The following is an 18826-nucleotide window of genomic DNA, read 5'->3' on the forward strand; positions in this document are numbered from 1 at the left end:
GGATCGTTAAATTAACGTGGAAAACCAATGCACGGCAGATCACCCGGATCGCGTGCGTGCGCGAAGCTATACCTCACCACCGCCCAAGATCAAGCATCTGTTGCGCATGGCTGCCAAATAATCGCGGAATTCATCATGCCTGCGACCTCATGCAAACCCGTTTGCCCCGTCCCTGCCCCGCACCAGCCCCGCCCGCCCCCGGGCGCAACAGCCATGTCGGTCCGGCTTTGCCAAACCTGCCCGATAATTGCCGCACATTCCCGATAGATCATTGCAAAGCCCCGATCTTTTCGGGGTGGCCAGCGTCCCGATACCGGCATTTTGTTGATAGCAACCCGAATGCATGGTTGTATGGGACGTGATCTTTGCATCCTGTGCCATCAGACAAGGAATTTGCCAATGCTGCCCCTTCCTGTGACCGTCTGTACCGTTGCGATTTTTGCCCTGATGCTTACGGGGCTGAGTTTGTTTGTGTCGCTGCGCCGCCGTGATCTGGGGATCGCGACCGGTGATGGTGATGACCGCATCCTGCGCCGGCGCATTCGTGCCCATGGCAATTTCATTGAAAATGCACCGCTTTGCACCCTGCTTGTGCTTGCGCTTGAGGCCGTTCTGGCAACGTCTGACATTATCTGGGTGGTTGCGATCATTCTGATTGCCGCGCGCATCATGCATGCAGTCGGGACCCTGAACTGGTCAAGCAAACGGCTGATCCCGCCGGCCATGGTGATGCAACATGCCACCATGGTGATTTGCGGTGTCTGGTTGCTGGTTCAGACATTTGGCAATCTGACCATGGCTGCTGGCATGTGATGGGCATTGACCAAAAATCGCCCGCCATAACGGCAAAAATCGCACATTTCCCCGCCCCGGCCCGCGACAAGATCAGCCGGATCCGCGACATGATCCATGATCTGGCTGCCGGGCTGGACGGGGTTGGTGCGATTGAGGAAAGCCTGAAATGGGGGGAACCGGCCTGGCGCCCGATATCGGGATCGGGCACCACCATCCGTGCCGACTGGAAGGAAAGGACACCCGATCAGGTGATGATCTTCCTTGATTGCAAAACCGACCTGATTGACCGCGCCCGCAGCCTTTTGCACCCCGAACTGACCTGTTCGGGCAATCGCGCGGTCATCTTCGCCCTTGATCAGCCGCTTCCTGAAAATGCGATCAGGACCCTTTTGGGATGGGCGCTGACCTATCATCTGGACCGCAAAAAGCGCGCCTGATGGCGGCGACATGCCGCCGGTTTTAAAAAAATCAGCCTGAAAAAACACCCCAAAAAACGCCTGAAATACCCCTGAAACGCCCGTGTGCCGCACGATGGCGGTACATGGTTGTATGAGTGCGGACAAATACCTCCCCATATGAGGGTATATTCCTATCTTATGGTATTATATACCTATGGGTAGTTCCCTATACTTTTACAGATAGAACTACATCGGGGATAAAGGTCAATGCCAAGCGTTTTCAGGAATTTACGTATTTCGCACCGGCTTTACAGTCTGGTTGGAATGCTGGTCGTGTTCATCGGCATTCTGGGTGCCGTGGGTGTCTATACCATGTCGGTTATCGGCCATGAGCTCGAAGAAGTCGCCCATCGCGACCTGCCGCTGAATGGTATTCTGGAAAAAATCACGCAGCATCAGCTTGAACAGGCCATCCTGATGGAAAAGGCATTGCGGATCGCCAATATTTCCGCCCATGACAAAAGCGAAACCTTTGAGTCCGTGCGCGCACATTTCACCGAAGTCGCTCACCTGACCGACAACGAAATCGCCACCGCCCATCAGATGGTCAAGGATTTCCTGGCCGGTGATCTCAGTGATGCGGCGCGCACGGAATTTGAAAAAGTCCTGATCGCGCTTGAACGGATCGAAAAAGAACATCTCGATTATGAACTTCATATCGAGGAAATCTTTGATCAGGTCACCACCGGCAATTATGACGCCGCCACGTTCGAGCAGGCCGTCATCAAGGTCGAGGAAGAACAAAACGTCCTTGATCACGAAGTCGAAGCCCTTCTTTCGGAAGTTTCCGCCTTTACCCGTGCCTCGATGGAAGTTGCCCTTCAGGATGAAATTCGCGGTCAGACCATGATCGCCATCCTTTCAAGTGCGGCGACCGTGCTTGCCATCATCTTGTCGGTTCTGCTGGGACGCAGCATTTCCGGCCCGATGAAGAACCTGACGTCGGCACTCGGTGCGCTGGCTGATGGCAAACTCGATACCCCGATCCCGGCCAGCAAGTATCGCGACGAGGTTGCCGATATCGGCGATGCGATGAAAGTTTTCCAGGCCAACATGATCCGCGCCCGCAAACTTGAAGAAGAACAAAAGAAAATCGATGCCCTTCAAATGCGCCGCCAGGATGAACGCAACCATCTGGTCAACGTGTTCGGATCCTCGATCGGGGCGGTTTTCGGCCGTATCCTCAACAGTTCCGAAAGCATGGTAAACCGTGCAAGTGGTGTGCGTGACAATTCGGGCCGGACCTATGACCTGGCCCTGACGGTCGCCACCGAAGCCGAACAATCATCGGGCAATGCAAGTTCGCTAAGTTCCGCGGTCGAGGAAATGGTGGCATCGATCGAAGAAATTTCGAACCATGTTTCGAACTTTACCGATGTGTCGCGTGATGCCGTGCGCCATTCCGAAGTCTCGCGCGAAGAAATGAAAAACCTTCAGGAAGTGGCAAGCGAAATCGGCGAAGTGGTCAGCCTGATCACCTCGATCGCGCAACAGACCAGCATGCTGTCACTCAACGCCACCATCGAAGCCGCCCGTGCCGGTGAAATGGGCAAAGGCTTTGCCGTGGTCGCAGGCGAGGTCAAAACCCTTGCCAAGCAAACATCAAACGCCACAGATGAAATCGCCCAGCGCATCACCCGCATTCAGGAAGTCGCCGACCGTTCGGCCCGTGCGATTGACGATGTTGCCGCCGTGATCGAAAGCATCGACGAATATGTCACCGGGATCGCCGGGGCCGTCGAACAGCAAAATGCCGCAACCCGCGAAATTTCGCGCAACGTGACCTTTGTATCGGAAAGCGCGACACGGGTGGCCGGCAATATGGGTGAAATCCGCGGTCAGGTCGAAGATGTCAGCGGCAATGCATCCGAAGTCCACACCGTTGCGGAAACCACCGCCAAAGAAGCCGCCCTTCTGAGCCGCGAGGTCGATATTTTCCTGGCTGCGGTACAGAATTCCGACATTCATGACGATACCTACAGCGTCCATGACATTAATGTCGGCGGCAGGATCACGTTTGGCGAACAGGCGATGAACATCACCCTGTCGGAAATTTCCTGTGCCCATGTCCGGATTTCGCCGTCACCGGATCTGCGCCCGGGCGAAGTGGTCGAACTGGTGATTGATGGCATCAATCAGCCGATCAATGCCCGTGTTGCCCGCCATGAAGACGGACACAGCATCCTGCAATTCCCGCTTGATGGTGACCATCTTGCGGTGATGCGCGCCCATATCGATACACTCACCACACACAACAAACAGGCTGCATAATCATAAAATGAATTGGGAGTGGTGGTGAAACGGGGCGGCCATATGACCGCCCCGTTTTGGTGTGCCGACACTTGCGCAGACCAGATGATCAGGCGCGGCGCGGTTTTTCGATCTGATCGCGCAATGCCCGCAAGTCGCGATTAAGGCGCTTGGCAGTTTCGATATCAAGGCCGGTGGCCTCAAGAATGCAGGTCGGAATTTCCTCGGCCTTTTCGCGCAATGCCTTGCCTTGTTCTGTCAGGCGGATGCGCACAGACCGTTCGTCATTGGGATCACGGTTGCGCATGACCAGACCATTGGCTTCGAGCCGCTTAAGCAACGGTGTCAGGGTGCTGGATTCCAGATACATCTTTTCACCGATGCTGCGAACCGACTGGTCGTCTTCCTGCCACAGGCTGACCATCACCAGATATTGCGGATAGGTCAGGCCAATCTGGTCAAGCAGCGGCTTATAGATCCGGTTAAAGGCATGGCTTGCCGAATAAACCGAAAAGCACAGAAACTTTTCAAGCTGCAAAAAGTCTTCCTTGGACGTGTCTTTCATCGGTTCATCCTGTCTGAAACTGGCGGGCATCGCGTCTTTGTCAGATCACCACACGGTGTCCTGACATCTATATATATGGTGCCCTGACATATATCGGGCAGCGGTTATGGTCAAACCCGCGGCCCGGCATTCGGGCGACATCACAGGATCACCTTCGGCTTTCTTGCCGGTGTCCTGCGGGTTTTTCTGCTTTTTTCTTAAGCTTTCTGCTGTCTGCTTCACGAAACCTTCGGCGCAATCCGGATCGGCGTGAAACACAAAGCCCGATAATTTACATCGCGCACGATTTAATTACAAGAGATTAATTTGCATGCCTGCTATTTCAATTTTTATATCGTGCGCGATTAAATTGTGTGCGATACATAATTCCACACAGACACACAGCGCCCGCTACCGGGCCGATCAAAGGAACAGACCCATGAGCCCATTGAAATCAAGAATTGCCACCGCCGCAGTATCTGCCGCACTGGCCTTTTCGACCGCGATTGCCTCTTCTGCTGCTTTTGCTGAACCGGTTCTTGAACCGACCACCCGGAACTTCATCAATGCCCTGGAAGCATCGGGCGGCCCGGCGATCTATACCCTGACCCCGACCGAGGCCCGCAATGTTCTGTCCGGTGCCCAGTCCGGCAAAATTGCCAAACCGGCCGTCGATATTACCGATACCGTCTTTGGCGTCGGTCCGACCGGCCAGACAAAAGTCCGCATCATCCGCCCGGCCGGAAATCAGGATCGCCTGCCTGCGATTGTCTATTTCCACGGCGCTGGCTGGGTAATGGGCGATACCGGCACCCATGACCGCCTGGTTCGGGAACTGGCCGTGCGCGCCAATGCCGCCCTTGTCTTTGTCGATTACGAACGTTCACCCGAACAGCGTTATCCGATCGCCATCGAACAGGATTACGCCGTGACCAAATATGTCGCCGAACATGGTGAACAGCTTAATATCGACCCGACCCGCCTTGCGATTGCCGGTGACAGTGTCGGGGGCAACATGACCGCTGTGGTCTCGCTTCTGGCCCAGGAACGCAAAGGTCCGGCCATCACCGCCCAGGTCCTGTTCTATCCGGTGACCGATGCCGATTTTGACAATGGCTCCTATCGTGCCTTTGCCAATGGCCCATGGTTGACCAAGCCGGCAATGGAATGGTTCTGGAACCAGTACCTGCCCGAAGGCGTTGATCGTAAAGACCCGAAAATAACACCGATCCATGCCAGCACCGAACAGCTTTCCGGACAGGCACCTGCTCTTGTGATTACCGCTGAAAATGACGTGCTGCGTGACGAAGGCGAAGCCTATGCCCGCAAACTGTCCCAGGCTGGCGTCGATGTCACGGTCACCCGATATAACGGAACGATCCATGATTTTGTCATGCTTAATGCCCTTGCCGATACACCAGCCGCCAAAGGCGCGATTGCCCAGGCAGCCCAATACCTGCACACGGCCCTTCATGGCAACTGATCACCCGGTCTGACACGAAACCTTCACACTCTCTTTCGGGTAGGCGCGGTTGCGCCTGCCCACCCCCGGCGACATATGCAAGAAGATGCGATGGACAGCCGGGTCGTCAACCAGAACTGAAATACGGTTCAAACAAAGGATGAAAACCATGTCTGTAGATGTCAAATACACCGCACAAGCTTCTGCAACCGGTGGCCGCGATGGTCGCGCCAAAACGGCTGATGGCTCGCTTGATGTCAAGCTGACCACACCCAAGGAACTTGGCGGTGCGGGTGGCGACGGCAACAACCCCGAACAGCTGTTTGCCATGGGGTACTCGGCCTGCTTCATCGGTGCGATGAAATTCGTATCTTCTCAGGGCGGCCCGAAAATCCCGGCCGATGTTTCGGTAACCGCCGATGTCGGGATCGGTCCGCGTTCGGCCGGCGGCTTTGGCCTTGCCGTCACCCTGACCGTCTCGCTTCCGGGCCTTGATAAGGCCGAGGCTGAAAAACTGGTCGAAGAAGCCCACAAGATCTGCCCGTATTCGAATGCAACGCGCGGCAATGTCGATGTCAAATCGGTCATTGCCTGATCACAAGGCTCCCCCCTGCTGATCGGCACTCCCCCCGAAAGCTGATCGGCGTTGCAAGGCCCGGTGTCCCCCGCACCGGGCCTTTTTTATGGCGCGCTCAGGCAATCATGCGTTCGATCAATGCTTCGTCGCCAAATCCACCGGATTTCGTCACGATATCGACACCGTCAAACTGCCCGCCCAGAATGCGCGACACCGGCAATCCCGGTCCGACTTCGCCAAAACATTCCATTGATTGTGCGCCGCTGGCCGCAAGAATGGCCGACAATGTATCCCCGCCAATCACCATAAGCCCGGTTCCCGGATGCACCGAAAGTTTCGGGACTTCTTCCATCAGTGCGGCGACTGTTTCCTCGGCGTTTTTTGCCGTCGGCACCGGATCAAGCAGGACCGGCCCGTTCGCGGCGGATCCAAGACCGTGACGCACGGCATTTGCAATCTGTTTTCGGGTCACCGGATGGGCCGTACCCGCCACAATGACGGATAACCGCGGTTGCGGGCGGCTTGTGAATTCCGGGGTCAGTGCCTGTGCAAGTCCGCGACTTCCCGCCCAAAGGATGTCGGGCACATCGCGACAGCGCGCCACCAGCACATCAAGATCTGATTGCGTCACCGCATTGCCGATCACAACGCCCTTGACCGGGTTCCCGGGTGAAAATATCTGTGCATCGGCACCGAAATCGGCAAACGCCTGGCGCAAATCATGGACCGATGCCGGTTCCCAGTCATTGCCGGACCGTACTTCATGCATGCCATCGCGTGTCCGGCGTCCCATTTCGGGAAAGGCCGGCGCAAAGATACAGGTCGAAAACGCCCCGCATCGCATCATCTCGATGGTTTCCAGGATCGAATTGCCGCGCAGGACACTGTCGACCTTTTTAAACCACAGGGCCCGATCCTGACCCGTGCGGTTCACATTATCCCCGCCATCGCCAAGCAACTGAAAGGCTCGCCCGACCGCGGCCCGGCTTTGATCTTCGGGCAGATCGCGGCTTTCGCTGCTGATCGTCACCTTGGCGCCAAGCATTCCGCCATCCGACAAAATCAGGCGCACCGGCGCATCAGGCGATGCAAACGGGGCAGCGGCATCAAGTGCACCGGTCAAATCATCGGCCAGAATACGCACGTCACTCATTGGGCACCTCTTGTGATACCGTTTCGACCGGTATGTTTCTTTGTTTCAGTTCCTTGAGCATGTCCGGGCTGATCCGGTCATCGGTAATGATCAGTCCGATTTCCTCAAGACCGCCAAACAGACTGAAGCTGCGGCTGAAAAACTTGCTGCTGTCGACCAGCAGAACCACGAATTCCGCCGCCGAAATGATTGCGCGTTTGACTTCGCACAGCTCGATTGAACTGTCGGAAAGACCATCGTTTGAAACCGCGTGGGCCCCGATGATCGCGACATCGGCGCGAAGCTGTTCGATCATGCGCACGGCCGACGCCCCCAGCAATGTCGATGACCCGGGGCGCACATTCCCACCCGCGACAAAGGTATTGATCGTGTTGCTTTGGGAAAAAACCGACGCGATCGAAAGATCGTTCGTAAAGGCGGTGAAAGGCACATCGCGTTCGACCATGGCATGTGCCGCGGCAAGGGTGGTTGTTCCACTATCTACCAAAACGGTCTGACCGGGCTGAATAAGTGCAGCCGCGCGTTGGCCGATGCGGTTCTTGGCATCCCTTTCCAGTTCGGATGAAATCGCGGCTTCGGGTTCGAACCCCTTGCGGTCGCTGACATTCATCATCGCCCCGCCATGGGTGCGTGTCAGATGCCCGGTGGAACACAGATATTCCACATCGCGCCGGATCGTGGACACCGACATGTCCAGCCGTTCGGCCAGTTCCTTGAGTGACGCCATTTCCTCCCGGCGCAGGAATTCGATAATTCTGGCACGTCGCTTGGCTGGCAACATGAACGCCTCCTTGGTTTTTTCTTTGTGTTAGCACATCTCCGCACGCCAAGACGAGCCAATATCTTCCAAAATCACCCAACGGATACAAATTTTGGATATTTTTATGAATATTTTCTTCCAATAAATTCCATTTAGTGTCAATTTCTCCCACGATCAATCAAAATCAATCGGGAAATTAATTTCCCCACAGCGGTCCTTCGGGAGGAACCCATGAAAATCAAACACACACTCGAACGCATTCCTGGCGGCATGATGATTGTCCCGCTTTTGCTTGGCGCGACCATCAATACCTTTGCGCCGGACCTGCTGCGCATCGGCAATTTCACCGAAGCCCTTTTCGTCAATAGCGCGGGCGCACTGATCGCACTTTTCCTGCTCTGTGCCGGTGCACAGATCACCCTGTCAAATGTCGGAACGGCGGCGGCCAAGGGCGCGACCCTTCTGGTTGTCAAATGGATTGCCGGTGCTGCGGTCGGTCTTCTGGCCTATGCCATGGCCGATAGTGGCGGTCTGTTCTTTGGCATGGTGCCGATTGCCATCATCGCGGCAATGACCAACTCGAACGGCGGACTTTATGTCGCGATTGTCGGTCAGTACGGACGCGCCGATGACAAGGCTGCCTATTCGATCCTTGCGCTGAATGACGGTCCTTTCCTGACCATGATCGCGCTGACGGTCTTTGGTGCGATGGGCTTTGTCGAAGGCTTCTTCTCGATCATTTCGTTTGTTGCCGTGTTGCTGCCGATTGTTGTTGGCATGGTGCTTGGCAACCTTGATCATGAACTGCGCGCATTCCTTGCCAAGGGCAGCGACATGCTGATCCCGTTCTTTGCCTTTGCGCTTGGCATGGGCATCAATTTCCAGGCCATCATCGAAGGCGGCCTTGCCGGCATTCTGATCGGTATCCTGACGGTCTTTGTCACCGGTACTGCGGGCTATATCGTGTTCCGTGTCATGAAATGGAACCCGATTGTCGGCGCGTCCGAAGGATCGACTGCCGGTAACGCTGTTGCCACGCCGATGGCGATTGCGGCGGCCAACCCGCTGTTTGGTCAGCTGGCCGACCTTGCAACCGTTCAGGTCGCGGCATCGACCGTGACAACGGCCATTTTGCTGCCAATCTATATCTCGTTCCTTGTTCGCCGCACCGACTTGACCGGGATGACCGACCAGCAGGCAGAAACCACAACCGGGTCGGGCGAAACCACCGCCTGATCACCCGGCACGCAGATAAAAGAAGGTAAAAACATGAAACCGATCGTAGCAATCACCATGGGCGATGTTTGCGGTGTAGGTCCGGAAATCGTTGCACGCACCGTTGCCGATCCGCAAACTTACGAAATGGCCCGCCCGATCGTTATTGGCGATGCAGGCAAACTGGCCGTCGCCCGCGATATCGTCGGTGCAAAATTCGACATCAAGACGTTCCTGCCAACCGATCCGGTTCCGCAAGAACCGGAAATGGGCACCGTTCTTTGTGCCGATCCGGGCTTTGATCTTGCCGATCTTCCGTTTGGCGACGTCAATGCCAAGGCCGGTCATGCCGCCTTTGAATATCTGAGTGCCGCCATCGATATGGCCAAGGCAGAGCGCGTGGCAGCAATTGTCACCGCTCCGCTCAACAAGGAAGCCCTGCATGCCGGTGGCCATATCTTCCCCGGCCATACCGAAATCCTGGCGGAACTGACCGGGACCGAAAGCTATTCGATGATGCTGGCGACCCCAAAGATGAAGGTCATTCATCTGACCACCCATGTTGGTCTGATCGAAGCCATCCGCCGCATCAACCCGGAACGGACCTATCAGGTGATCCGGCTGGCCCATGACACCCTGTCAAAGGCCGGTCAGACATCGCCGCGTATTGCCGTTTGCGGCATCAACCCGCATGCCGGTGAAAACGGCCTGTTTGGCGAGGGCGAGGAAGAGGAAAAACTCATCCCCGGCATCGAACGCGCCCAAAAGGAAGGCATTGATGTTCAGGGCCCGCTTCCGGCCGATACCCTGTTTTACCGTGCGACACGCGGTGATTTTGACGTCGTGGTGGCCTGCTATCACGATCAGGGCCACGGCCCGGTCAAGGTGCAGTCGATTGACGAAGGTGTGAATATCACCGTCGGTCTTAAGGGCGGAATTATCCGCACGTCGGTCGATCACGGCACCGCATTCGACATCGCCGGCAAGGGCATTGCCCGTTACGAAAGCCTGATCGCGGCCATCCGTTATGGGGTTCAGCTGGCACCAAATGATCGCGCTATCGGTCCTGCGGCATAATCTGTTTTTCAGATTATCGCTTCTGGGGGTGGACCGACCAAAGCCCGGCGTCAATGCGCCGGGCTTTTTTATGTCTTCGATGCTGGACCGCGGTGCAAAAGCAGGCTAATCCGGTGCGATGACAACCGATATCGCCCTTTTTGCCGGGTTATTCTTTTCTGCCCTGACCTCGGCCACCATCCTGCCCGGCACGTCCGAGGCGGCACTGGGCGCCCTTGTTGCCAAGGGGGATCACGCGGTCTGGCTGCTTGTCATGATTGCGACTGCGGGCAATGTCATCGGATCGATCATCAACTGGGCGCTTGGCCTTTATATCGACCGGTTTCGCGATCGTCGCTGGTTCCCGGTATCGGGCGCGGCACTTGATCGTGCGGCACGATGGTTTTCGAAATACGGGCTGTGGTCACTGCTTCTGGCCTGGCTTCCGATCATTGGCGATCCGCTGACCCTGTTTGCCGGGGTGATGCGGGTCCGTTTCATCCCGTTTCTGATCCTGGTCACCATTGGCAAGGCCGCGCGCTATGCCATGATTGCCGGCGGGGCATCGGCACTGGCATCGATGCTGTCATAATGCCATCACCTCATACCCTGCATTGATGCGGACCATCGGCTGGGGTCACCGGTTTGAGAAATCCGCATGAGCAATAGGCACTGGCAATCCGCTTGGGCACGGCATCCGCCGGGGCAAAATTCCCGACAGGGCAATATCGTTCAATAAATCACGGCAAAACGGCCTCATTCTGCCTGCAACGATTTAACCGCTCCGGCCCCACAAAGCGGACACCAGCCAGCAGGAAACATCCGATGACCGCCACCCTCAGCCTTTATCTTTCCATGGCAAGTTTCGCGCTCGCCGCCTCGATCACGCCGGGCCCGGTCAATATTCTGGTGCTGAGTTCCGGCGTCCAATACGGGTTTCGCCCTTCGCTTCGTCTTGTCTTCGGGGCGACGGCGGGCTTTTGCCTTTTGCTGCTTTTGATCGGGCTTGGCCTGCATCAGTTGCTTGAAACCTTTCCGCAGCTGACCACGATCATTCAGTGGGCCGGTGTTGCCTTCTTGCTGTTCATGGCCTGGAAGCTGTTTTCATCAAATGGCGAGTTGGGAAAATCCGATGCCGGCACGGGCCCGTCGGTCATGACCGGTGCGGTGATGCAATGGCTTAACCCCAAGGCGTGGCTGGCATCAATCGCCGGGATGGGCGCCTATGCCGCGTCCGGCGCGCCGACCCTGATCTGGGAATTTACCGCGATCTATTTCGTGATCTGTTTTGCTTCTGTTGCCTGCTGGGCCTATGCCGGTGCGTTTTTGTCACGCTTTTTGGGGGATCCCGCCCGCATCCGCATTTTTAACCGCATCATGGCGGCCCTGCTGGCGGCAAGTGCGATCTATCTGACACTATAAGCCGACCGTGCGGCTACTGGGTGTCGTCCTTGTTGCTGTAGGCATCCTCCCCGATAAAGTGCGGCTGAACAATCGGCAGATCGCCCAGCACCTTGTCCTGGGTTAGTGACACCAGATAGTGATAGACAACATTGCCAAGGTTATAGAAATCAATCGCCACCAGCCCGTCGACCATTTCGTCGCGCAGGATCGACACATGTTCGGGTGTTGGCGCGCCTGTCCCGCCAATCAGGATCAACGGCCGGTTCTGGCGTGCGTCTGCCGGCAAATTGCGAAAGGTCTGCACATATCGCTGTGGATCATGCAACGGCCATGATCCGACCGTGATAAAGGCATCAAGCCTGTCATCCAGCATGCTTTGGCGGAACTGCGTCATTGCCAGATCAAGATTGTCCTTGTTGAACCACGGACAGCGCGGGCTTTCGAACCAGCCGCCACTGCCATTTAACGGCGGCTGACTGCCCAGATCGGACGTCTTTCTGATTTCGCTTCGAAACCCGTTGATCCGTTCATTCAGATTGGGGTCATAAGGCCCGGCACTCATCAAACAGACATTCCCGCCAAATGGCAGGCGGCTTTGCAATTCACGGGCAAGCATCCGCCCGATCAGATGGTTTTCCACACCGATAAACGCCTGTCTGAGATGGTGAAACGGCGCAATCAGATCGGAATCAAACGTAATGACCGGCACACCGGTTTCAATCAGCTTGGGCAGCCCGTTTTCAGCAATGAATTCCGATTTGGTGACCGAAATGGCAACCCCGCTATAACCTTCGCCAACCGCATCTTCGATCGCGCGGTTCTGGGCCCTGAAATATCCCAGATTGTCGCCGCCCAGATGCACACACCGATCCCCCTTGATGCGCGCAGCATCATTGCATCCGCGCCAGGCCTCGATGAAATTGGGATCACCGACATTCTTGGTGATCAGGGCAAAAACCCGCTCGGCCATGGCATGCCGCGACGGGCCAGCAAAAATGCTGATTGTTGCAACCACCAGCAATAAGGACTGAAGACCAAAACCGGCCCTGACACAGGAAATCATTCCAAACGGTCTCCTTTTCGGCGCGGCTGGTTTTGGCACCCCGATCCATGCCAAAAGCCGCGCCCGATTTATCTGCTCGCCCCTTCTTTAAAATAGAATAACTAAAATGAAACACGTTTTGGTTGATTAAGATCAATGAGATTTAAATCAAAACAAATCACATACTGAATCCAACCCTGACCGCATCCGCGCCGACCCCGGCCTCATCCGGGACCACCGGGCCACAACGGATTACACACGAACACACAAACGCGCACCGGGCTTGACCGGGTGTCGCGTCAACGGGTCATTGCGGCGGAAGATCAGGGAAAATCAGGCGGCCTGCACGCGCGCATATTGGCGTGGTGTGGTTGCCATCAGGCGTTTGAACATGCGTTGAAAATGCGCCTGATCGGCAAAGCCGGTTTCAAGCGCGACATCAACGATCTTTTCCCCGCGCCTGAGCGCATGCCGGGCGCGCTGCACCCGGCAATTGATCAGATAGGCATAGGGCGTCATGCCAAAGGTCTTTTTAAACGCCCGCACCAGATAGGACCGCGAATAGCCCGCCAGTACTGCAAGATCGTCCAGACTGATGGTTTCGGCATAATGGGTCTGGATATAATCGCCGACCCGGATCATTTTGCGGTCATGCACCGACCCGCCCGTCCCGTCCAGCACCCCGCGCCGGTTCAGCCGCACATGCAGATCGCCAAAGAACGACACCAGTGCCGTTTCCTTGCCAAGAATATCAATATCCGCATTGACCAGCGTATCGGCCAGATCAAGCAACCCGCCATAAAGATGGGGATCATGGCTTAGCGTATCGGAAAACATCGCAAACTTGCCGGCCGCATCGGCATCGATTTCAACCTGCAGACCCAAAAGCCAGTCGGGATCGACAAACAGCATGTCATAGCACCAGTCCGCCCCCTTGACCGGGTTGCAGCCATGCAAATCCTCGGGGTTCAGAATAACCACTGATCCCGCCTGCGTTTCATGGGTTTTGCCCCGGTTCCAATAGGTGCTGTGACCACCATTCACCGTGCCGATGGAAAAGGTATCGTGGCTGTGACGCTCGTAACAAACCGCCCGCCCGTCCGCCACACGCCGAAGCTCGACAAACGGCAATGCGTCGTCGCGCCAGAAATGCTGATTTTTGATCCATGCAGCCAAGTCAAATGATCCGTTGCGACTCCCGAAATAAAAATAGGCTTTTGCTTACTTGTTTGCCACCTTTTAGCGGTACTTTTGCAAACAACTTCATCAAAAAAGTATCATTGCCCTACAGCACCACTGTCAGAATCCAGCATTAGAGAAGCAAGTTAAATTCACATAACAGTTTGATAGCAAATGAGAAAATTTTAAATTTGATCTTAGTAAACGCTCAAAATGAGCCGGCATTCATATGAGACAAAACAACTTGTCTGATGACTGACATCAGATTATAGGATTAAATATCACAGGGTAAAATCGTGTCAAAATCGAACAGCAATACGCACATGCAATTCCATTCCTTGGGCAAACCGCGCCGTCGCTCGGATGAGGTCGCTGAACAGATCTCGGAGATGATCTCGTCTGGCAATCTGAGTGCAGGCGATCAGTTGCCAACAGAAATGACCCTTTGCGCCGAACTTGGTGTCGGGCGAAGTGCTGTGCGCGAAGCAATTGCCAAACTGCGCGAAGCAGGCTTGGTAACAACCCGTCAGGGTGTGGGCGTTTTTGTTTCGGAAAACCCGGCCCGGCAGTCATTCCGAATTGAAACCTCCGATCTGGAGTCAATTGAAAGCCTGCGACAGATCCTTGAAATACGCCTTGAGATGGAAGTGGGGGCTGCTGCGATGGCCGCTCGCCGCCGGACAAGGGCACAAATGGAACTGATCGATCAGGCGCTCGAAAACTTGCGCATCGAACTCCGCCACGGCGGTCAGGCAGTCAACGAGCAAACGGAATTTCACCGGGTTCTCGCAGCGGCAACCGGCAACTCGCATTTTCGTGACTTCATTCAGTTCCTCAGTCACCGGATCAGTGAAAGTCTCGCAGCAAGCAACCGGCATAAGCCGCTCGATGAAGTCGGAAAACAAAGGTTGATTACTGAGTATGAGAATATTTCGACTGCAATCCGGGTCGGCGACCCGGATAAAGCGCGTCGCGCAGCCTGGCAACATGTTCTGCGTTCTGCCGACCGCCTGGGACTTCGAGGCCTTCAAGGCTGGGAGGAAACACGGATGACTCAGGTCGGTGAGAATCTTATCCCTGTTTGTGACGCCGCAGATCCGAACCCTATCGCCCCACGTTTCACACCACCGCAGGGTGCCTGTGACTGCCACGCACATATATTTGGCCCTCAGGCAACGTATCCACTGACGATGCCACGCACCTATACCCCGCCAGAGGCAAGCCTAGGCTCCTATCAGAAAATGATGGGCGTTCTTGGCCTGCAACGTGCGGTGATCGTACAGCCAAGCGTCTATGGCACCGATAACCGTGCGACGCTCGATGCTGTGCGTGCGGCGGGGGATAACTTCCGCGCCGTGGTTGTCGTGGACGAGGACGTCACCGAAAAAGAACTTGAACAGATGCACGAAGCCGGTGCGCGCGGTGTGCGCATCAATCTGTTGTTCCGCAGCGGCATCGAAGTTTCGGACGTGCGCCGACTGGCTGAAAAAATTGCCCCTTTCAAATGGCACCTGCAACTGTTGATTGACGTCTCGGAATTCTCAGATATCCGGGACACGCTCGGTTCTCTGCCGATTGAAACCGTATTTGATCACATGGGCCACATGCCGACATCGGCGGGCATCAACCACCCGGGTTTCCGGGAAATGCTGTCTCTGATCGCTGATGGAAAATCCTGGGCGAAGATTTCCGGTGCCTACCGGATCACTTCTGAAAATGATACCCCCTACAACGACGTTGCCCCGATTGCCCGTGAAATCATCAGGACCAACCCTGATCGTATCGTTTGGGCCACGGACTGGCCGCACCCTTACGTAAACACCAAAATGCCAAATGACGGCAGCTTGCTTGATTTACTTGATGACTGGTGCCCCAACAGCGAAACCAGAAACCGCATCTTGGTCGACAACCCGGCAAAACTTTACGGTTTTTCGGACTAACTCTCTCACATCGTAAAAAAACCTCATAAATAGGGAGGAACAGGAATGTTCTTGAAAAAAATTGGTCAAACCGCCCTCGCTGCCACCATGGCGATCTCCATGATGTCGAGCGCTGCCTCTGCCTTGGAAATGCGGGTCGGCTGGACGACATCTGATGGTGAAAAAGACCCGTACGCAATCACAGTACGCAATTTTGTCAAGGAATTGTCAGGTGCATTGGGTGAAGAGGTTAAGACTCAATACTTCCCCAACAACCAGCTCGGCGACGAGCGTGAAATGCTAGAAGCCATGAATTTCGGCATCCTTGACGCGGCCGTCATCACCAATGCTGCAATCGCCAACATTCAGCCCGGCTTCCAGCTCATTGACATGCCTTTCATGTTTGGCTCCGAAGAACAGGCCCACACCTTCCTTGACGGCGAAATCGGGCAGGACCTGATGGGGCGCCTCAGCCAGAACGGGATCGTTGGCCTTGGCTTTTCCGAAGGCGGCTTCCGCAACATGATCAACAACGTGCGCCCGGTCACACAACCGTCAGACGTCGAAGGCGTCAAGTATCGCGTCATGCAAAACCGCGTGTTCATTGATATGTTCCAGTCTCTTGGCGGCAACGCCATTCCGCTGGCATGGGGCGAAACCTATACCGCCACCCAGCAGGGCACCATTGATGGTCTCGAAATTCCGCTTGCGGTGATCTGGGCCAACAAATACGCCGATGTCACGAAATATCTGTCTTTGACCAAGCACACCTATTCTGCACTGGGTCTTCTGGTATCGCAGAAATTCTACAACGGCCTTTCTGACACCCAAAAGCAGGCCGTACACGAAGCCGCAAAGAAAGCCATTGCCGACCAACGCAAGGAAGTTGCCAAGAACTCGGCTGAACTTGTTGAAAGCCTGAAAGAGGCAGGTATGGAAATCAACGAGGTAAAGAACCCTGCCCAGTTCCGCGAACAGGTTATGCCAGTTTACGAGACCTTCAAATCGTCGATTGGCGAAGACTTGATGGACAAGGCACTTACCCAACTCAAGTAAGCGACCAACCCCTCATGCCCGGCATTCGTGCCGGGCAGTTTCCCATAGCCGGACGAACCAATATGTCGCGTTTCTTTGACAAATTCGCAAACCAAATAGCCCGCGCAACCAACCTTCTGGTAGTTATTCTGGCTACCATCATGATGTTGGCACTCGTTCTGCAGGTTTTTTCCCGTTACGTGCTGGGCGCAACCTTTATCTGGACCGAAGAGCTGGCCCTTTTCTGCTTTACCTGGTGCATTCTTCTTGCTGCCACCTCGGTATTGCGCGACGGCTCTCATGTCAGCCTTGATTTCCTTGCAAACGCATTGCCCGAACCACTTCGCTCGCTTTGGCAACGTGTTATCAGCATTGGAATTTTTGCCTTCTTCATCATTTTTGCGATTGCCGGGACCCAGTATCTGCAATCGACAATCGGACAGGTGACCCCTGCGCTACGCTTGTCAATGGGATGGGTCAACCTTGCTGCGCCGGTTTGTGGCGCGCTTGGCTGTATTCACGCATTCTGTCGACTGATTTCACCACGGACCGAATAGGAGTTCCCCCCATGAGCGTTGCTGCAATCACGTTGCTCGCTGTCTTTATTGGCGGCCTCCTGACTGGCATCCCGATTGTCTTTTGTATCGGCCTCGCGTCGGTCGCGACCCTTTATGTCGCAGATTTCCCGCAAATGATCCTTGCCCAGCGTGTTCTTTCGGGCACCAATGTTATTTCTCTTCTCGCCATTCCGGGCTTCATTCTTGCCGGCGATCTGATGATGCATGGCGGCCTGTCCAAACGCCTGGTGCGCATTTGCCAGACGCTCGTACAACATGTCACCGGCGGACTTGGCATGGTCACGGTACTCGCGGCAACTTTCTTTGCCGCCATTTCAGGGTCCGCCCCCGCCACCACCGCCGCAATCGGCGGCATCATGATCCCGGAAATGGAAAAGCGCGGCTGGAAAAAACCATTTGCCGCGGCATTGGCCGCCGCCGCAGGCCCGATCGGCCAGATGATCCCACCATCCATTCCGATGATTATCTGGGGTGTTGTCGCCGAAGAATCCATCAGCCAACTTTTTCTCGCAGGAATCATTCCAGGTGCAATGATTGCCGGAGGCCTGATGATACTGTGCTATTTCTCCGCACGTCGTCAGGGTATTTCTGCGGAAACCTCCCGCTCCACCAAATCTGAACTGATCGCCGCGATTAATGATGGCAAATGGGCGCTTCTGGCACCAGTCTTCATTCTTGGCGGCATCTATGGCGGCATCTTCACTCCGACCGAAGCAGCAGCCGTCGGCGTCACCTACGCGCTTGTGATCGGTCTTTTTGTCCATCGCGAACTGCGCATAAGCGAACTTTACGCCATCACTTTAAAATCAATGAAAACAGCCACGGTTGTCTGTTTCATTATTGCAGTTGCTTCGGCATTCGGCTGGCTGGTTGCCATCGAACAGCTCCCTGCCACGATTGCCAACGGAATCTTGTCGGTTTCGTCAAATCCGTATGTGATCCTGCTTTTGCTTAACCTGTTCCTGCTCTTTGTCGGTGCTATCATGGACAATATTGCGGCCATGATCATTCTGGGCGGAATTCTGCAGGCAATTGGCGTACATATCGGACTGGACCCGACCCATCTCGGTGCAATCGTTGTAATCAACCTTGCCATCGGCATGGCTACCCCACCCTTTGGCTATTCTCTGTTTGTGGCAGCAGCAACCAGCAAACTTTCAATCGAGCGCATTACAACGGCTCTGTGGCCAATGCTCTTGGTACAGTTGGTTATCCTGATGCTCGTGACCTATGTTCCGTTCATCACTTTGGCCCTGCCATCGCTAATCCGATAGCTGGCGCTCCTTTCAGGCAACCAGATCCGAAGGACGTCCACAATGGCCGGCAAACATTTTTGCCGGCCATTTTTTATCAACGAACCTAGACCTGTCCCGGGCCTTCCTGTCTTGATTATCAAGGC

General features: G+C 55.3%; 18 protein-coding genes. 13 read left to right on the forward strand and 5 right to left on the reverse strand.

Annotated features, from left to right (window positions below; genetic code table 11):
* Positions 1 to 399 precede the first annotated feature (399 nt).
* From M9H61_RS08115 to M9H61_RS08125, 3 genes are all read left to right on the forward strand, one after another.
* A complete protein-coding gene (locus M9H61_RS08115) occupies positions 400 to 813 on the forward strand; it encodes an MAPEG family protein (RefSeq protein ID WP_114113452.1) in 414 nt (137 codons plus the stop codon).
* Complete coding sequence (locus tag M9H61_RS08120; protein ID WP_250284407.1) at positions 813 to 1232, forward strand: DUF1801 domain-containing protein; 420 nt, start codon at positions 813 to 815, stop codon at positions 1230 to 1232. The genes M9H61_RS08115 and M9H61_RS08120 overlap by 1 nt, the downstream gene beginning before the upstream one ends.
* Before the next feature lie 228 nt (positions 1233 to 1460).
* Positions 1461 to 3524 carry a methyl-accepting chemotaxis protein gene (locus tag M9H61_RS08125; RefSeq protein ID WP_305879854.1) on the forward strand — a complete coding sequence of 688 codons (2064 nt, stop codon included), beginning with the start codon at positions 1461 to 1463 and terminating at the stop codon, positions 3522 to 3524.
* A gap of 88 nt (positions 3525 to 3612) precedes the next feature.
* Here the strand turns inward: M9H61_RS08125 and M9H61_RS08130 are convergent, their stop codons facing one another.
* Entirely contained in the window at positions 3613 to 4068 is a 456-nt protein-coding gene (locus tag M9H61_RS08130; RefSeq protein WP_082817715.1) for a MarR family winged helix-turn-helix transcriptional regulator, read from the reverse strand.
* A gap of 418 nt (positions 4069 to 4486) precedes the next feature.
* Between M9H61_RS08130 and M9H61_RS08135 the strand changes: the two genes are divergently transcribed.
* Positions 4487 to 5530 (forward strand): alpha/beta hydrolase, encoded by a 1044-nt coding sequence (locus M9H61_RS08135; protein WP_250284409.1) that lies wholly within the window; start codon positions 4487 to 4489, stop codon positions 5528 to 5530.
* Positions 5531 to 5678: 148 nt separating this feature from the next.
* Positions 5679 to 6104 (forward strand): organic hydroperoxide resistance protein, encoded by a 426-nt coding sequence (locus M9H61_RS08140; protein ID WP_068517610.1) that lies wholly within the window; start codon positions 5679 to 5681, stop codon positions 6102 to 6104.
* A 97-nt stretch (positions 6105 to 6201) separates the two neighbouring features.
* On the opposite strand, the gene M9H61_RS08145 is transcribed toward M9H61_RS08140, so the two are convergent.
* Together M9H61_RS08145 and M9H61_RS08150 are read right to left on the reverse strand one after the other, a co-directional pair.
* Positions 6202 to 7239, reverse strand: coding sequence for a four-carbon acid sugar kinase family protein (locus M9H61_RS08145; RefSeq protein WP_250284411.1), 1038 nt, complete (start codon positions 7237 to 7239; stop codon positions 6202 to 6204).
* Positions 7232 to 8020, reverse strand: a complete 789-nt coding sequence (locus M9H61_RS08150) for a DeoR/GlpR family DNA-binding transcription regulator (protein ID WP_068517607.1) — start codon at positions 8018 to 8020, stop codon at positions 7232 to 7234. The genes M9H61_RS08145 and M9H61_RS08150 overlap by 8 nt, the downstream gene beginning before the upstream one ends.
* Positions 8021 to 8230: 210 nt before the next feature.
* Here M9H61_RS08150 and M9H61_RS08155 point away from each other — a divergent pair, with 210 nt between their 5' ends.
* The 4 genes from M9H61_RS08155 to M9H61_RS08170 all read left to right on the forward strand — a co-directional run bounded on the left by M9H61_RS08155 (position 8231) and on the right by M9H61_RS08170 (position 11692).
* Positions 8231 to 9235, forward strand: coding sequence for a 2-keto-3-deoxygluconate permease (locus tag M9H61_RS08155; protein ID WP_068517605.1), 1005 nt, complete (start codon positions 8231 to 8233; stop codon positions 9233 to 9235).
* Positions 9236 to 9268: 33 nt separating this feature from the next.
* Complete coding sequence (pdxA, locus tag M9H61_RS08160) at positions 9269 to 10291, forward strand: 4-hydroxythreonine-4-phosphate dehydrogenase PdxA (protein ID WP_250284412.1); 1023 nt, start codon at positions 9269 to 9271, stop codon at positions 10289 to 10291.
* 118 nt (positions 10292 to 10409) lie between these two features.
* Complete coding sequence (locus M9H61_RS08165; protein WP_114113445.1) at positions 10410 to 10862, forward strand: YqaA family protein; 453 nt, start codon at positions 10410 to 10412, stop codon at positions 10860 to 10862.
* A gap of 233 nt (positions 10863 to 11095) precedes the next feature.
* Positions 11096 to 11692: a LysE family translocator gene (locus M9H61_RS08170; RefSeq protein WP_101247472.1), complete on the forward strand. Its 597-nt coding sequence runs from the start codon at positions 11096 to 11098 to the stop codon at positions 11690 to 11692.
* A gap of 13 nt (positions 11693 to 11705) precedes the next feature.
* Here the strand turns inward: M9H61_RS08170 and M9H61_RS08175 are convergent, their stop codons facing one another.
* Positions 11706 to 12737 (reverse strand): substrate-binding domain-containing protein, encoded by a 1032-nt coding sequence (locus M9H61_RS08175; RefSeq protein WP_250284427.1) that lies wholly within the window; start codon positions 12735 to 12737, stop codon positions 11706 to 11708.
* 312 nt (positions 12738 to 13049) lie between these two features.
* On the reverse strand, positions 13050 to 13892 hold the full coding sequence (locus tag M9H61_RS08180) for an AraC family transcriptional regulator (protein WP_250284429.1): 843 nt from the start codon (positions 13890 to 13892) through the stop codon (positions 13050 to 13052).
* A 299-nt stretch (positions 13893 to 14191) separates the two neighbouring features.
* On the opposite strand from M9H61_RS08180, the gene M9H61_RS08185 reads away from it, so the two are divergent.
* The 4 genes from M9H61_RS08185 (at position 14192) to M9H61_RS08200 (ending at position 18701) form a co-directional block, all read left to right on the forward strand.
* Entirely contained in the window at positions 14192 to 15835 is a 1644-nt protein-coding gene (locus tag M9H61_RS08185; RefSeq protein ID WP_250284431.1) for an amidohydrolase family protein, read from the forward strand.
* Positions 15836 to 15880: 45 nt separating this feature from the next.
* Entirely contained in the window at positions 15881 to 16870 is a 990-nt protein-coding gene (dctP, locus tag M9H61_RS08190) for a TRAP transporter substrate-binding protein DctP (protein ID WP_250284433.1), read from the forward strand.
* A gap of 62 nt (positions 16871 to 16932) precedes the next feature.
* Positions 16933 to 17406 (forward strand): TRAP transporter small permease, encoded by a 474-nt coding sequence (locus tag M9H61_RS08195; RefSeq protein WP_250284435.1) that lies wholly within the window; start codon positions 16933 to 16935, stop codon positions 17404 to 17406.
* Positions 17407 to 17417: 11 nt separating this feature from the next.
* On the forward strand, positions 17418 to 18701 hold the full coding sequence (locus tag M9H61_RS08200) for a TRAP transporter large permease (protein WP_250284437.1): 1284 nt from the start codon (positions 17418 to 17420) through the stop codon (positions 18699 to 18701).
* Positions 18702 to 18826 lie beyond the last annotated feature (125 nt).

Source organism: Thalassospira sp. GO-4 (genome assembly GCF_023588965.1).
Taxonomy (GTDB): Bacteria; Pseudomonadota; Alphaproteobacteria; order Rhodospirillales; family Thalassospiraceae; genus Thalassospira; species Thalassospira povalilytica.

Coding starts and splice junctions, on each gene's coding strand:
- M9H61_RS08115 (WP_114113452.1), top strand. CDS start 400: ATGCTGCCCCTTCCTGTGACCGTCTGTACCGTTGCGATTTTTGCCCTG.
- M9H61_RS08120 (WP_250284407.1), top strand. CDS start 813: ATGGGCATTGACCAAAAATCGCCCGCCATAACGGCAAAAATCGCACAT.
- M9H61_RS08125 (WP_305879854.1), top strand. CDS start 1,461: ATGCCAAGCGTTTTCAGGAATTTACGTATTTCGCACCGGCTTTACAGT.
- M9H61_RS08130 (WP_082817715.1), bottom strand. CDS start 4,068: ATGAAAGACACGTCCAAGGAAGACTTTTTGCAGCTTGAAAAGTTTCTG.
- M9H61_RS08135 (WP_250284409.1), top strand. CDS start 4,487: ATGAGCCCATTGAAATCAAGAATTGCCACCGCCGCAGTATCTGCCGCA.
- M9H61_RS08140 (WP_068517610.1), top strand. CDS start 5,679: ATGTCTGTAGATGTCAAATACACCGCACAAGCTTCTGCAACCGGTGGC.
- M9H61_RS08145 (WP_250284411.1), bottom strand. CDS start 7,239: ATGAGTGACGTGCGTATTCTGGCCGATGATTTGACCGGTGCACTTGAT.
- M9H61_RS08150 (WP_068517607.1), bottom strand. CDS start 8,020: ATGTTGCCAGCCAAGCGACGTGCCAGAATTATCGAATTCCTGCGCCGG.
- M9H61_RS08155 (WP_068517605.1), top strand. CDS start 8,231: ATGAAAATCAAACACACACTCGAACGCATTCCTGGCGGCATGATGATT.
- pdxA (WP_250284412.1), top strand. CDS start 9,269: ATGAAACCGATCGTAGCAATCACCATGGGCGATGTTTGCGGTGTAGGT.
- M9H61_RS08165 (WP_114113445.1), top strand. CDS start 10,410: ATGACAACCGATATCGCCCTTTTTGCCGGGTTATTCTTTTCTGCCCTG.
- M9H61_RS08170 (WP_101247472.1), top strand. CDS start 11,096: ATGACCGCCACCCTCAGCCTTTATCTTTCCATGGCAAGTTTCGCGCTC.
- M9H61_RS08175 (WP_250284427.1), bottom strand. CDS start 12,737: ATGATTTCCTGTGTCAGGGCCGGTTTTGGTCTTCAGTCCTTATTGCTG.
- dctP (WP_250284433.1), top strand. CDS start 15,881: ATGTTCTTGAAAAAAATTGGTCAAACCGCCCTCGCTGCCACCATGGCG.
- M9H61_RS08195 (WP_250284435.1), top strand. CDS start 16,933: ATGTCGCGTTTCTTTGACAAATTCGCAAACCAAATAGCCCGCGCAACC.
- M9H61_RS08200 (WP_250284437.1), top strand. CDS start 17,418: ATGAGCGTTGCTGCAATCACGTTGCTCGCTGTCTTTATTGGCGGCCTC.